Source organism: Kitasatospora sp. NPDC056800, assembly GCF_042789775.1.
Classification (GTDB): Bacteria; Actinomycetota; Actinomycetes; order Streptomycetales; family Streptomycetaceae; genus Kitasatospora.
The window spans coordinates 1-14,090 of record NZ_JBHUAL010000095.1 but is presented as its reverse complement, the minus strand read 5'-3'; the positions used below and the strand labels follow the sequence as shown (position 1 = coordinate 14,090).

Sequence of the window (14,090 nt, the reverse complement as noted above, 5' to 3'; positions counted from 1 at the left end):
GCGGGTCCGCCCGGCGGCGTACCGGCGCTTCCGTACCGGCCTCTCCGGAGCGGCCGAACGGCCGAACGGTCGACCCGAGGGCAGGACGGTTCACCAGCAGGACGGTTCAACCAGCACGACGGACGGGACCCACGCGCATGACCACCGAGACCAGCCCCTCCGACCCCGTCGACCCCTCCGACCCCGTCGGCTGTGCCGCCGCCGCCCGGGCCGCGCTGCTCGCCGCCCCCGGCCCGGGCGGCCGCCCCCGCCGCCGGGCGCTCGCCCGGCTCACCGACGACTGGCTGGCCGGGCTGCTCGCGGCCGCCGGCGCCCCGCCCGGCGTCGCGCTGGTCGCGGTCGGCGGCTACGGGCGGGGCGAGCTGTCCCCGCGCAGCGACCTGGACGTCCTGCTGCTGCACGACGGTCCGGTCGCCGGGGAGCTGCCCGAGCGGATCTGGTACCCGGTCTGGGATTCGGGCGCCAGGCTCGACCACGCGGTGCGCACCGTCGCGGAGGCCCGCGCGGTCGCCGCCGCCGACCTCAAGGCCCAGCTCGGCCTGCTGGACGCCCGGCACCTCGCCGGGGACCGGGCGCTCACCGACGCGCTGCGCGCCGCGGTGCTCACCGACTGGCGCGCGAGCGCCCCCGCGCGCCTGCCCGAGCTGCGCGAGCTGGGCCGCGAGCGGGCCGAACGGCAGGGTGAGCTGTCCTTCCTGCTGGAGCCCGACCTCAAGGAGGCCCGCGGCGGCCTGCGCGACGTCGTGGCGCTGGACGCGATCGCCGCCAGCTGGCTGGCCGACGCGCCCCGGGACGGCCTGGACGACGCCGCGCGGTGGCTGGCCGACGTGCGGGACGCCCTGCACCTGGTCACCGGCCGGGCCACCGACCGGCTCGGCCTCCAGGACCAGGACCAGGTCGCCGAGCGGCTCGGGGTGCTGGACGCCGACACCCTGCTGCGCCGGGTCTACGAGGCCGCCCGCACCGTCGCGTACGCGGGCGACGTCACCTGGCGGGCGGTGGACCGGGTGCTCGCGGCCCGCGGCGGCCGCGGCCGGCGGGTGCGCCGGCTGGGCATCCCGTTCGCCGGCTCCGGACGCGGCTCCGGCGCGGTGGCCCGGGGCGCGGTCGAGCGGCGGCCGCTCGCCGAGGGCGTGGTCGAGCAGGACGGCGAGGCCGTGCTCGCCCAGGGCGCCCGCCCGGCCGCCGACCCGGTGCTGCCGCTGCGCGCCGCGGCCGCCGCCGCGCAGAACGGGCTGACCGTCTCGTACGCCACGGTGCGCCGGCTGGCCGCCGAGTGCCGCCCGCTGCCGGTGCCCTGGCCGGACGAGGCGCGCGAGCAGCTGGTCACCCTGCTGGGCGCGGGGGAGTCGGCCGTCCCGGTGTGGGAGGCACTGGAGGCGGAGGGGCTGGTCCGCCGGCTGATCCCGGACTGGGAGCGGGTGCGCTGCCGTCCGCAGCGCAACGCGGTGCACCGCTGGACGGTGGACCGGCACCTGGTGGAGACGGCGGTGCGGGCCGCCGCGATGACCCGCCGGGTGGCCCGCCCGGACCTGCTGCTGGTCGCCGCGCTGCTGCACGACATCGGCAAGGGCTGGCCGGGGGACCACAGCGAGGCCGGCGAGGTGATCGTCCGCGACCTCGGCGCCCGGATGGGCTTCGGCCCCGAGGACACCGAGACCCTGGCGGTGCTGGTCCGCCACCACCTGATGCTGGTGGACACCGCGACCCGGCGCGATCCGGACGACCCGGCCACCGTCGAGGCGGTCACCAAGGTGGTCGCCACCCTGCCCGAGCTGGAGCTGCTGCACGCGCTCACCGAGGCGGACGCGCTGGCCACCGGCCCGGCCGCGTGGAGCGGCTGGCGGGCCTCGCTGGTGGAGGGCCTGGTGGCCCGGGCGGCGGACCGGCTGGCCGGGGCGGGCACCCCGCGGGCGGAGAGCGCGCCGACCGCAGAGCAGGAGCGGCTCGCGGTCGAGGCCGCCCGGACCGGGCAGCCGGCGCTGTCGCTGCGGGCCCGCTCCGAGGGGGCGGAGCCGGGCGCCGAGCCGATGGGCGTCGAGCTGAACCTGGCCGTCCCGGACCGGCCCGGGCTGCTCGGCACCGCCGCCGGGGTGCTCGCGCTGCACCGGCTGGCCGTCCGCTCGGCCGGGCTGCGCGAGCTGGACCCGGTGGGCGCCGGGCCGGTGCTGCTGCTGTCCTGGCGGGTGGCGGCCGAGTACGGCGAGCTGCCGGAGGCGGCCCGGCTGCGGGCCGACCTGCGCCGGGCGCTGGACGGCTCGCTGGACGTCACCCGCCGCCTCGCCGAGCGGGACGCCGCGGCCCCGCGCCGCCGGGGCATCCCCACCCCGCCGCCGCTGGTCGCCGTGGCGCCCGCGGTGGCCTCGGCGACCGCGACCGTGCTGGAGGTCCGCGCGCACGACGCCCCCGGGCTGCTGCACCGGATCGGCCGGGCGCTGGACGGGGCGGGCGTACGGGTGCGCACCGCGCACGTCTCCACGCTGGGCGCGGAGGCCGTCGACTCGTTCTACCTGACCGACGGGGCGGGCCGTCCGCTGACCGCCCGGCGGGCCGGCGAGGTGGCGGCGGCGGTCCGGGCCGCACTGGGCTGACGCGCCTCGGAGGGCTCCGGCGGCGGGGGCCGTCGGGCCTCGGCGGCGAGGGTGGAGGAGCGCCCGGAACGGGGGTGGAGGAGCTTCGGGAGCAGGGGTGGAGACCGTACCCGGGGCGGCCGGATACCCTGGGGGGCGACGACCGTACCGATTCCGATGCCGCAGAGGACCCGCGACGACGTGTTCGACACCCTTTCCGATCGCCTCGCAGCGACGTTCAAGAACCTCCGGGGCAAGGGCCGCCTGAGCGAGGCGGACATCGACGCCACCGCCCGCGAGATCCGCATCGCGCTGCTGGAGGCGGACGTCGCGCTGCCGGTCGTCCGGGCCTTCATCAAGCAGGTCAAGGAGCGGGCGCTCGGCGTCGAGGTCTCCGGTGCGCTGAACCCGGCGCAGCAGATCATCAAGATCGTCAACGAGGAGCTCATCTCCATCCTCGGTGGCGAGACCCGACGGGTGCGGTTCGCCAAGAGCGGCCCGACGGTGATCATGCTGGCCGGTCTCCAGGGTGCCGGTAAGACCACCCTGGCGGGCAAGCTCGGCCACTGGCTGAAGAAGCAGAAGCACACCCCGCTGCTGGTCGCCTGCGACCTCCAGCGCCCCAACGCGGTCAACCAGCTCCAGGTGGTCGCCGAGCGCGCCGGCGTGGCCTTCTACGGCCCGCAGCCGGGCAACGGCGTCGGCGACCCGGTGCAGGTGGCCAAGGACTCGATCGAGTACGCCAAGCAGAAGCAGTACGACGTCGTCGTCGTCGACACCGCCGGCCGCCTGGGCATCGACGCCGAGCTGATGCAGCAGGCCGCCGACATCCGCGCCGCGGTGAACCCGGACGAGGTCCTGTTCGTCGTCGACGCGATGATCGGCCAGGACGCGGTCACCACCGCGCAGGCCTTCCTCGACGGCGTCGACTTCACCGGCGTGGTGCTCTCCAAGCTCGACGGCGACGCCCGCGGCGGTGCCGCCCTGTCGGTCGCGCACGTCACCGGCCGGCAGATCATGTTCGCCTCCAACGGCGAGAAGGTCGACGACTTCGACGCTTTCCACCCGGACCGGATGGCCTCGCGCATCCTCGGCATGGGTGACGTCCTCTCGCTGATCGAGAAGGCCGAGCAGACCTTCTCGCAGGAGGAGGCGGAGAAGATCGCCGCCAAGCTGCGCGGCGGTCCGAAGCAGTTCACCCTGGACGACTTCCTGTCCCAGCTGGAGCAGGTCCAGAAGATGGGCTCGATCTCCAAGCTGCTCGGCATGCTGCCCGGCATGGGCCAGATCCGGGACCAGATCAACAACATCGACGACAAGGACGTCAACCGGGTCGGCGCGATCATCAAGTCGATGACCCCGACCGAGCGGGCCGAGCCGGAGCTGATCAACGGCTCCCGCCGGGCCCGCATCGCCAAGGGCTCCGGTGTCCAGGTCGGCGAGGTGAAGAACCTGGTCGAGCGGTTCTTCGAGGCCCGCAAGATGATGTCCGCGATGGCCTCCGGCAAGGGCATGCCCGGCATGCCGGGGATCCCGGGCATGGGCGGCGGCGCCAAGAAGTCCGGCAAGAAGGCCCCGCAGGCCAAGGGCAAGCGCAAGAGCGGCAACCCGCTGAAGCGCGCCCAGGAGGAGGCCGCGGCCGCCGAGCGCCGCGCGCTCGGCCCGGGCACCGGCCAGGGCCCGGCGGACGGCGGCGCGTTCGGCCTCGGCGCGGGCAAGGGCCCGGCCGACTTCGAGCTGCCCAAGGAGTTCAAGGACCTGCTGTAGTCCTCCGACCGGCTCCCGTCGGCCCGTCGTCCGGTGTTTCCGGGCGGCGGGCCGATCGCGTGTCCGATGATGGGGGCATGCGAGTGATGATCAGGGCCCCGAGGGCCGAGGACACGGCCGGGTACGCCGAAGCGGTCCGGCGGTCCGCCGAACACATCGGACGGTGGAACCCGGTCGAGCCGGACGGGCTGCCCGACCTGCTGAAGCGCCAGGGGTCCGGGCTGCGCACCTTCCTGATCGTCGACCGGGAGACCGGCGGACTGGTCGGCAAGGTGAACGTCGCCAACATCGTGATGGGCCGGTTCTGCAACGCCTCGCTGGGCTACGACTCGTACGTCCCGTTCAACGGCACCGGGCGGATGACCGAGGGCATGCGGCTGGTCGTGGACCGCTGCTTCGCCCCGCAGACCGCCGACGGGCTCGGGCTGCACCGGCTGGAGATCAACGTGCAGCCGGAGAACGAGCGCTCGATCGCGATGGCCAAGCGGCTGGGCTTCCGGCACGAGGGCTTCACCCCGCGGATGCTGTTCCTCCAGGGGGACTGGCGCGACCACGAGCGGTTCGCGCTGACCGCCGAGGAGTGGCCGGGCGCGACGGCATAGTCGCTGGTGGGAGGGGTCGGCGCGGCCGTCCGGCGGTCCGGGCGCGGCGTTGCGATTGGCCCGCCCGAGCACCTGTCCGTATTGTCCGATGGGTGACCGAACCCGTGCCGCCACGTCAGACCCCCGACCAGCCCTGGCGTTCGGAGGGCGCCCCGCCCCCGCCGCCGCCCAAGCGCCGGATGCCCGGCGGCTGGGTGGGCCTCGCCCTCACCGCCCTCGTGGTGTTCCTGATCTCGGACCTGCTGCTGTCCTTCTTCGGCCCCGCCGGTGCCACCACGATCTCGTACACCGAGTTCAACAACCAGCTGAACAAGGGCAACATCACCAAGATCTACGCCAAGGGCGACGCGATCGAGGGCACCCTCAAGAGCGCCCAGCCCAAGCCGGACGGCGGCAAGGGCGACTACACCGAGTTCGACACCCAGCGGCCCTCCTTCGCGGGCGACAACCTCTGGACCACCCTGCAGCAGCAGGGCGTCGAGGTCACCGCCACCTCGCCGGTCCAGCAGCGCAGCTTCCTCACCAACCTGCTGATCTCGCTCGCCCCGATGCTGCTGCTGATCTTCATCTGGGTGCTGCTCGCCCGCCGGATGGCCGGCGGGCTCGGCGGCGGACCGCTCGGCCGCAAGGCCCCGCCGAAGCCGGTCACCGCCGAGGAGGGCAAGCGCACCACCTTCGCCGACGTGGCCGGCATCGACGAGGTCGAGGCCGAACTCACCGAGGTCGTCGACTACTTGAAGAACCCCGAGCGGTACCGCAGGCTCGGCGCCAAGATGCCGCGCGGCGTGCTGCTGAGCGGCCCGCCCGGAACCGGCAAGACCCTGCTGGCCCGGGCCGTGGCCGGCGAGGCGAACGTGCCGTTCTTCTCCGCCTCCGCCTCCGAGTTCATCGAGATGATCGTCGGCGTCGGCGCCAGCCGGGTCCGCGAGCTGTTCGCCGAAGCCCGCAAGGTCGCCCCGGCGATCATCTTCATCGACGAGATCGACACCATCGGCCGCCAGCGCGGCGCCGGCGGCGGCATGGGCGGGCACGACGAGCGCGAGCAGACCCTCAACCAGATCCTCACCGAGATGGACGGCTTCAGCGGCTCCGAGGGCGTCATCGTGATCGCCGCGACCAACCGGGCGGACGTGCTCGACCCGGCGCTGCTGCGCCCCGGCCGCTTCGACCGGCGGATCACCGTCAGCCCGCCCGACCGGGAGGGCCGCGCGGCGATCCTGCGCATCCACAGCCGCAGCGTCCCGCTGGCGGGCGACACCGACCTCAACCAGCTGGCCAAGGTCACGCCGGGGATGACCGGCGCCGAACTCGCCAACCTGGTCAACGAGGCCGCGCTGCTGGCCGTCAAGCGCAAGCAGGACGCGGTCAACGAGCGGGACCTCTCGGACGCGCTGGAGAAGGTCCAGCTCGGCGCGGTGCGGCCGCTGGTGATGCCGCAGGAGGAGCGCGAGCGGACGGCATACCACGAGAGCGGGCACGCGCTGCTGGGCATGCTCCAGCCCGGCGCGGACCCGGTCCGCAAGATCACCATCGTGCCGCGCGGCCGGGCGCTCGGCGTCACCCTCTCCACCCCGGAGAACGACCGCTACTCGTACACCGAGCCGTACCTGCGCGGCCGGATCATCGGCGCGCTCGGCGGCATGGCGGCCGAGCAGGTGGTCTACGGGGTGATCACCACCGGTGCGGAGAGCGACCTGGAGCAGGTCACCAGCATCGCCCGCGGGATGGCCGGACGCTGGGGGATGAGCGAGCGGGTCGGCCGGCTCACCGCGGTGCCCTCCGACCCGCAGGGCGCGTACGGGCTCTCCGCCGCGCCGACCACCCTGGACGCGGTGGACGAGGAGGCGCGGCGGATCGTCTCCGAGTGCTACGACGACGCGGTGCGGATCCTGACCGAGCAGCGGCACCGGCTGGACGCGCTGGCGGCGGCGCTGCTGGAGGCGGAGACGCTGGACGAGGCGGCGGCGTACCGGGCGGCGGGGGTGCCGCGGGAGGGCTCCGAGGGGGCCGAGGGTTCCGACGGGCCGGCCGGCGGGTCCGGCGGGTCTGGTGGGTCCGACGGGGCCGACGGGGCTGACGGGAAGTCGATCGACCGGGCGTGAAGCCGGGGGCCGGGGCGCTCGCCATGGTGGCGGGCGCCCCCGGTTTTTCGTCCCCTCTGCGGCCCCCTCGCCCCTCCTCGTCCCGCCTAGCGCGACCGTTCGGCGACCAGGTAGTGGAACAGGTTCTCCATCCGTACCGAGCCGTCCGCGCGCAGGTACGGCTGGAGCACCTCCTCCAGCTCCTTGGCCACCAGCGAGGCCCCGGAGAACTCCTCGGCCGGCTCGAACAGGCCGGTGGAGAGCAGCCCGCGCACCGCGCTGTCGAGGTCGGCGTAGGCGAACGGGCAGCTCACCCGGCCGCTGCCGGCCGGACGCAGGCCGGCCGGGGCCAGCAGGTCCTCCAGCGCGCCGGGCGCGCTCAGCTCGAACGGGTCGCGCGCGGTGGTCCGGCCCGCCATCCGCCGGGCCACGTCCAGCACCGGGGCGCTCTCGCAGCGCTCCGGCGGGCCCCAGGCGGCCAGCACCACGTGCCCGCCCGGGAGGGTGAGCCGGGCGGCCTCGGCGACCACCGGCCCGGCGTCGGCGGCCCCGGGCAGCTGCTCGAAAACCGTCACCAGCGAATGGGCCGAGCGGGCGACGGCCGCCGACGTCCGGGGCCCCGCGCACACCCGCAGCCGACGGTCGTGGGCCAGCTCGCGCAGCTCGTCCCGCGGCTCCTGCCCGGCGACCTGGGCGCCCCGGCCGGCCGCGAGCAGCAGGGCCAGCCCGGAGCGGCAGCCCAGGCCCAGCACGCTGCTCGCCGGGCCGACCTCCAGCCGGTCGTAGACCGCCTCGTAGAGCGGCACCAGCATGCGTTCCTGGATCTCCGCCCAGTCGCGCGCCCGCGCGGGGCGGGCCGCCCCGGTCCGCGGGTGGTGCGGGCGTGCGCCCGTCGGTCGTGCGGTGGTGCCGGTCGTGCCGGTCGTGCGAGCTGAAGCCATGGCGGCCTCCCATCCGGTCCTTCGGTGCGCTGCTACGGCTCCCCCAAAGTCCCGCCCCACACCAGCGAACAGCGGGTCGGGCCCGGCGTCCAGAGGGGTGCAGGGTGGTGCGCGCGTGTCGCGGTGGTGCGCCCCCGCCCGGTGATACCGATTCGAAACCGGGGCCCCGGGCCCCGTACCATTCGCCCCATGGCTAAGGCACCCGTTCTCACCCCTCAGGCGGAAGACTTCCCGCGCTGGTACCAGGACCTCATCAACAAGGCCGAGCTGGCCGACAACGGTCCGGTGCGCGGCACCATGGTCATCCGACCGTACGGCTACGGCCTGTGGGAGCGGATGCAGCAGGAGATGGACGCGCGGATCAAGAAGGCCGGCGCGCAGAACGCCTACTTCCCGATGTTCATCCCGCAGTCCTACCTGACCAAGGAGGCCGAGCACGTCGAGGGCTTCGCCCCCGAGCTCGCGGTGGTCACCCACGGCGGCGGCAAGCAGCTGGAGGAGCCGGTCGTCGTCCGGCCGACCTCCGAGACGATCATCAACGAGTACTTCTCGAAGTGGGTGCAGAGCCACCGCGACCTGCCCCTGCTGATCAACCAGTGGGCCAACGTGGTCCGTTGGGAGCTCCGCCCGCGCGTCTTCCTGCGCACCACCGAGTTCCTCTGGCAGGAGGGCCACACCGCCCACGCCACCTACGAGGACGCCCGCGAGTACGCCTCGATGATCCACACCCAGGTCTACGGCGACTTCATGACGAACGTGCTCGGCATCGACGTCGTGCTCGGCCGCAAGACCGCCAAGGAGCGCTTCGCCGGCGCCATCAACACCCTCACCCTCGAGGGCATGATGGGCGACGGCAAGGCGCTGCAGATGGGCACCAGCCACGAGCTGGGCCAGAACTTCGCCAAGGCGTTCAACACCACGTACCAGCTGCAGGGCGCCGAGCGCGAGTACGTCTGGCAGACCTCCTGGGGCGTCTCGACCCGCATGGTCGGCGGCCTGATCATGTCCCACGGCGACGACAACGGCCTGCGGGTGCCCCCGCGCCTGGCCGCCGTCCAGGCCGTCGTGCTCGCGATCAAGGGCGACGACGCGGTCATCGCCAAGGTCCGCGAGATCGGCGCCCAGCTGGAGGCCGTCGGCATCCGGGTCGTGGTCGACGACCGCACCGACACCCCGTTCGGCCGCCGTGCCGTCGACTGGGAGCTCAAGGGCGTTCCGCTGCGCATCGAGGTCGGCCCGCGCGACCTGGAGAACGGCACCGCGATGCTGGCCCGCCGCATCCCGGGCGGCAAGGAGCCGGTCTCCATCGACGCCCTGGCCGCGCTGCTCCCGGGCGTGCTGGAGGAGGACCAGGCGCTGCTGCTGCGCCAGTCCCGCGAGCGCCGCGAGTCCCGCACGGTCGACGTCAAGACCATCGACGAGGCCATCGAGGCCGCCGCGACCGGCTGGGGCCGGATCTCCTGGGCCGACCTCGGCGCGGAGGGCGAGGCCAAGCTGGCCGAGCAGGGCGTCACGGTCCGCTGCATCGTCGCGGCCGACGGCTCGGTGCCGCTGGCGGACGACCAGGAAGGCAATGTCGCGCTCGTCGCCCGGGCGTACTGACATCCGTTCGGTGTTCGGTGGATGTCCGGTGGATGTCCGCCGGGCGCCGGTCGCCCACGGGTAATGACCGGCACCGGCGACATTTGCCCGGAATGCGGATGGGTAAGAATCCGGTAACTGTTCCGGTGCGTCCCCGCGGGGGACATCCCTACTGGCCGGTCAACTCCCGGTATTAACCGAATAGCGGTACGGTGTACGGCCCGTGGCCCTGTCAATCCGGCAGGCCCACGGGCCGTACGTCCTGGGTGGCGACAGCCCGCCCCCCGGACGGAATTCATCAGGCCCGCCGACGTTGCGACGGGCCCAAACCGGCAGGGGGTTGGTCTTGCGTCAGATCCGGAACGCGCAATTCGCGCGCGGCCTCGCATTCCTGGGAGTTCCCTGTGAATTCCCCGGGAACGAGAACATGCGGAACATCGGCTCGCACTCCATCGTTGGTCTAGCGTGAGCACGACACAGCCCCTCGTTCTCGCGGCCGAACTGGCCGCCGCCTGGAGTGACATCCAGGCCTACCACCAGGACCTTCCCGATCTGGCCTCGCCCGAGGCCCTGATCGGCGAGTCCTCCTCGGCCTGCGGGACGCGGCTCGGTTTCGAGCGCCTCCTCCACGAGGCCGCCCACGGTCTGGCCGCGGCCCGGGACATCCGGGACACCTCGCGCGCCGGCCGCTACCACAACCGGCGCTTCCTGATGCTCGCTTCCGAGCTGGGCCTGGCGCACCCGGTCGAGCCGCACGCGAGCAGCGGCTTCTCCCAGGTGACCATGCTCAAGGAGACCCAGGAGCGGTACGCCGAGACCATCGAACGCCTGGACCGTGCCCTCGGGGCGCACCAGGAGGCGGTGGCCGGCGACGGCGCGACGCGCGCCTTCCGCGGTCCGGCGGCCCGGCACGGCTCCTCCGGGGGCGGCGTGCGGGTCAAGGCGGTCTGCGGGTGCGGGCGCAACGTCCGGGTCGTTCCCTCGGTGCTCGCGCAGGCGTCCATCGTCTGCGGCGCGTGCCAGCAGCCGTTCAAGATCGCTTAAGTCGCTCACGCCGCTCACGTCGCTTGAGCGGTCGACGTCCCGACGGGCTGCTGTGCGGGCAGCGGTCCGGCCGGATGGGCGGCGCGGAGCGGAGTGGAGCGGTACGGGCGGTGCACGCGGGGCCGGCGGTACCGGCAGCGGCGGCAGCGCCGAGTGAGCGGTGACAGGCGGTAGCAGTACCAGGCAGTACAGGCGGTACAGGCCGTACGAGCAGTACGAGCAGTACGGAACGAGCGGTACAGCAGGACAGCGGTGATGTCTTCGGGTTGGACCGGGAGCGGGGGCTCCCGGTCGAGCCCTGACCGGGAGCCCGGTCCCGCGTACAGGCGGTTCTCGCCGATGTGGCAGAATGGACAGCTGAGTACTCGGCAGCCGAGCAGGACCCCTCTCTCCTACGGCTGGCGTGTCCCTTGAACGGTCCGCCCCGCAACCCCACGCGACGGCGAGCCCGCTCACCCACGTCAACACCAGGAGAATCCACTCCCGTGGCAGTCAAGATCAAGCTGAAGCGTCTCGGCAAGATTCGCTCCCCGCACTACCGCATCGTCGTCGCCGACGCCCGCACCAAGCGTGACGGTCGCGCGATCGAGGAGATCGGCATCTACCAGCCGACCTACAACCCCTCGAAGATCGAGGTCGACAGCGACCGCGCCCAGTACTGGCTGTCCGTCGGCGCCCAGCCGACCGAGCCGGTGCTCGCCATCCTGAAGCTGACCGGCGACTGGCAGAAGTTCAAGGGCCTGCCGGCTCCGGCTCCGCTGCTCGTTGCCGAGCCGAAGGTCGAGGACTTCTCGCACCTGTTCGCGAAGGCCGTCGCCGGCTTCGAGGACGCCACCACCGGTGTCGCCATCACCCCGAAGGCCAAGAAGTCGGACAAGGCCGAGGCCGAGTCCGACGCCGCCGCCGAGGCCTGATCGTGATCGAGGACGCCCTCGACCACCTGGTGAAGGGCATCGTCGAGCACCCCGACGAGGTGCAGGTGCGCTCGCGCAACCTGCGTCGGGGGAACACCATCGAGGTGCGAGTGCACCCCGATGACCTCGGCAAGGTGATCGGCCGGGGCGGCCGTACGGCGCGCGCTCTGCGCACCGTGGTCGGCGCCCTCGGCGGTCGCAACGTCCGGGTCGACCTGGTCGACGTGGACAACATTCGCTGACGCCGCTGCTCGTTCAGCCGTCAGGGCTTGTGAGGCCGACCGGGACGCATGTCGTCCCGGTCGGCCTTTCGCATTTCCATCAGCATTTCCGTCGCTTCATGGCTTAGCAGTCCGTCGCTTCGCAGCCCGTCGCTTTTCGTTGCGGCTCAGGAACTCCAGGAGAACGATCACCGTGCAGCTCGTCGTCGGCAAGATCGGCCGTGCCCACGGCATCAGGGGGGACGTCAGTGTCGAGGTCCGCACCGACGAGCCGGAACTCCGGCTCGGCCCCGGTGCCGTCCTGCTCACCGACCCCGCGTCGACCGGACCGCTGACCGTCGAGTCCGGCCGGGTGCACAGCGGCCGGCTGCTGCTGCGCTTCGCCGGCGTCAAGGACCGCAACGCGGCCGAGGCCCTCCGCGGCACCGTGCTCATCTCCGAGGTCGACCCGGAGGAGAGCCCCGAGGACCCGGAGGAGTACTACGACCACCAGCTGATCGGCCTGGACGTGGTGCTGCTGGACGGCACCCCGGTCGGCGAGCTGACCGAGATCGTCCACCTGCCCTACCAGGACCTGCTCACGGTCAAGAAGGCCGACGGGATGGAGGTGCTGGTGCCCTTCGTCAGCCAGATCGTGCCGACCATCGACCTGGAGAACCAGCGCGCCGTGATCACCCCGCCGCCCGGGCTGATCGACATGGAGCAGGCCGAGGTCGCGGGGACCTCCTCGGCCGAGCGCGGCGAGGACTCGGAGGAGTCGGAGTGACCGTCGAGGAGCGCGCCGGGGCGGGTGTCGAGGTCGGCGCCGAGGCCGGTGTCGGGGTTGGCGCCGATGCGGTGTCGAGCGGCGCGGTGTCGACTGGTGCGGCACCCGGCGGTGCGGTGTCCGGCGGGGTGCAGAGCGGCATGCGGATCGACGTCGTCACGATCTTCCCGGAGTACCTGGAGCCGCTGGACGTCTCGCTGGTCGGCAAGGCCCGCGCCCGCGGGCAGCTGGACGTGCACGTCCACGACCTGCGCGGATGGACCCACGACGTGCACCGCACGGTCGACGACAGCCCGTACGGCGGCGGCCCCGGCATGGTGATGAAGCCCGAGCCGTGGGGCGAGGCGCTGGACGCGGTGGTCGCCGGCGGCCCCGAGGGCCAGGTGCCCACCCTGGTCGTGCCGACCCCGAGCGGGCGCCCGTTCACCCAGGAGCTCGCCCAGGAACTGGCCGGGCGCCCCTGGCTGGCCTTCACCCCCGCCCGGTACGAGGGCATCGACCGCCGGGTGATCGAGGAAGCCGCCACCCGGATGCCGGTGGTCGAGACCTCGATCGGCGACTACGTGCTGGCCGGCGGCGAGGTCGCCGTGCTGGTGATGGTCGAGGCGATCGCCCGACTGCTGCCCGGAGTGCTCGGCAACGCCGAGTCCCACCGCGACGACTCCTTCGCGCCGGGCGCGATGGCCGACCTGCTGGAGGGCCCGGTCTACACCAAGCCCGCCGAGTGGCGCGGCCGTACGGTGCCGGACGTGCTGCTCAGCGGCAACCACGGCAAGATCGCCCGCTGGCGCCGCGAGCAGGCCTTCGCCCGGACCCTGGCGAACCGGCCCGACCTGGTCGAGCGCTGGCAGTACGGCGCCTTCGACAAGAAGGAGCGCGAGGCGCTGAGCATCCTCGGCCTGGCCTGGGACGAGGGGCTCGGCCGATTTCGGTCCACGGCCGTTGATGTGGAAGAATAGGCGGCTGCTGTCTGTCGCTGGTTCCCTCCTGTAGGGGACACGTGGACCGGCGCCCTCGCCACGGGGGGATCGCCGTCAGCCGATGCGGCCCGCAGCGAACCCCATTGTGACGATTTTCCGTGGGCGGCCCGTGGCGCCTGCGATGGAGAGCAACATGAGCAACAAGCTCGCTGCTGTCGACGCGGCCTCGCTGCGTAGCGACATCCCGGCCTTCCGCGCCGGTGACACCCTGAAGGTTCACGTCCGGGTCATCGAGGGCAACCGCTCCCGTGTCCAGGTCTTCCAGGGCGTCGTCATCCGCCGCCACGGCGCCGGCATCGGTGAGACCTTCACCGTTCGCAAGGTCAGCTTCAACGTCGGCGTGGAGCGCACCTTCCCGGTGCACACCCCGGTCGTCGAGAAGATCGAGGTCGTGACCCGCGGTGCGGTTCGCCGCGCCAAGCTGTACTACCTGCGTGACCTCCGCGGCAAGGCCGCGAAGATCAAGGAGAAGCGCGACCGCTGATCCACCGGCCCCCGGCCTCGCCGGGGGATCGGAACGCTCTGAGGGGGCCGAGCGGCCGCAAGGTAAGCTCACCCCCCGATGAGCACGCACGAACCACCCGCGGACCGCGACGGCAGTCCCGCACCCACCGGTGCGGACT

12 protein-coding genes are annotated in these 14,090 nt (G+C 73.2%); 11 read left to right on the top strand and 1 reads right to left on the bottom strand.

From position 1 onward, the window contains the following. Positions 1 to 137: 137 nt before the first annotated feature. From ACFRQN_RS21360 to ftsH, 4 genes are all read left to right on the top strand, one after another. Positions 138 to 2,591, top strand: coding sequence for a [protein-PII] uridylyltransferase (locus ACFRQN_RS21360; protein ID WP_380741544.1), 2,454 nt, complete (start codon positions 138 to 140; stop codon positions 2,589 to 2,591). Between the two features lie 180 nt (positions 2,592 to 2,771). Further along, positions 2,772 to 4,337: a signal recognition particle protein gene (gene ffh / locus ACFRQN_RS21355; RefSeq protein WP_380741553.1), complete on the top strand. Its 1,566-nt coding sequence runs from the start codon at positions 2,772 to 2,774 to the stop codon at positions 4,335 to 4,337. A 77-nt stretch (positions 4,338 to 4,414) separates the two neighbouring features. Beyond that, entirely contained in the window at positions 4,415 to 4,939 is a 525-nt protein-coding gene (locus ACFRQN_RS21350; protein WP_079271904.1) for a GNAT family N-acetyltransferase, read from the top strand. 92 nt (positions 4,940 to 5,031) lie between these two features. Continuing rightward, positions 5,032 to 7,041 (top strand): ATP-dependent zinc metalloprotease FtsH, encoded by a 2,010-nt coding sequence (ftsH, locus tag ACFRQN_RS21345; RefSeq protein WP_380741543.1) that lies wholly within the window; start codon positions 5,032 to 5,034, stop codon positions 7,039 to 7,041. An 86-nt stretch (positions 7,042 to 7,127) separates the two neighbouring features. Here the strand turns inward: ftsH and ACFRQN_RS21340 are convergent, their stop codons facing one another. After that, positions 7,128 to 7,961, bottom strand: a complete 834-nt coding sequence (locus ACFRQN_RS21340; protein WP_380741542.1) for a class I SAM-dependent methyltransferase — start codon at positions 7,959 to 7,961, stop codon at positions 7,128 to 7,130. Between the two features lie 189 nt (positions 7,962 to 8,150). On the opposite strand from ACFRQN_RS21340, the gene proS reads away from it, so the two are divergent. From proS to rplS, 7 genes are all read left to right on the top strand, one after another. Then, entirely contained in the window at positions 8,151 to 9,563 is a 1,413-nt protein-coding gene (gene proS / locus ACFRQN_RS21335) for a proline--tRNA ligase (RefSeq protein WP_049650399.1), read from the top strand. A 444-nt stretch (positions 9,564 to 10,007) separates the two neighbouring features. Next, the gene (locus tag ACFRQN_RS21330) at positions 10,008 to 10,586 is read left to right on the top strand and encodes a hypothetical protein (protein ID WP_049650398.1); all 579 of its coding nucleotides are present in this window, start codon (positions 10,008 to 10,010) and stop codon (positions 10,584 to 10,586) included. A 485-nt stretch (positions 10,587 to 11,071) separates the two neighbouring features. Further along, complete coding sequence (gene rpsP / locus ACFRQN_RS21325) at positions 11,072 to 11,500, top strand: 30S ribosomal protein S16 (RefSeq protein WP_049650397.1); 429 nt, start codon at positions 11,072 to 11,074, stop codon at positions 11,498 to 11,500. A 2-nt stretch (positions 11,501 to 11,502) separates the two neighbouring features. Then, a complete protein-coding gene (locus tag ACFRQN_RS21320; protein ID WP_030056773.1) occupies positions 11,503 to 11,742 on the top strand; it encodes an RNA-binding protein in 240 nt (79 codons plus the stop codon). 172 nt (positions 11,743 to 11,914) lie between these two features. After that, positions 11,915 to 12,487: a ribosome maturation factor RimM gene (gene rimM, locus ACFRQN_RS21315; protein WP_380741541.1), complete on the top strand. Its 573-nt coding sequence runs from the start codon at positions 11,915 to 11,917 to the stop codon at positions 12,485 to 12,487. 140 nt (positions 12,488 to 12,627) lie between these two features. After that, a complete protein-coding gene (gene trmD / locus ACFRQN_RS21310) occupies positions 12,628 to 13,446 on the top strand; it encodes a tRNA (guanosine(37)-N1)-methyltransferase TrmD (RefSeq protein WP_380741552.1) in 819 nt (272 codons plus the stop codon). 154 nt (positions 13,447 to 13,600) lie between these two features. After that, positions 13,601 to 13,951 carry a 50S ribosomal protein L19 gene (gene rplS, locus ACFRQN_RS21305; protein WP_030306736.1) on the top strand — a complete coding sequence of 117 codons (351 nt, stop codon included), beginning with the start codon at positions 13,601 to 13,603 and terminating at the stop codon, positions 13,949 to 13,951. Positions 13,952 to 14,090: the final 139 nt, after the last annotated feature.

Coding starts and splice junctions, on each gene's coding strand:
- ACFRQN_RS21360 (WP_380741544.1), top strand. CDS start 138: ATGACCACCGAGACCAGCCCCTCCGACCCCGTCGACCCCTCCGACCCC.
- ACFRQN_RS21350 (WP_079271904.1), top strand. CDS start 4,415: ATGCGAGTGATGATCAGGGCCCCGAGGGCCGAGGACACGGCCGGGTAC.
- ACFRQN_RS21340 (WP_380741542.1), bottom strand. CDS start 7,961: ATGGCTTCAGCTCGCACGACCGGCACGACCGGCACCACCGCACGACCG.
- proS (WP_049650399.1), top strand. CDS start 8,151: ATGGCTAAGGCACCCGTTCTCACCCCTCAGGCGGAAGACTTCCCGCGC.
- trmD (WP_380741552.1), top strand. CDS start 12,628: ATGCGGATCGACGTCGTCACGATCTTCCCGGAGTACCTGGAGCCGCTG.
- rplS (WP_030306736.1), top strand. CDS start 13,601: ATGAGCAACAAGCTCGCTGCTGTCGACGCGGCCTCGCTGCGTAGCGAC.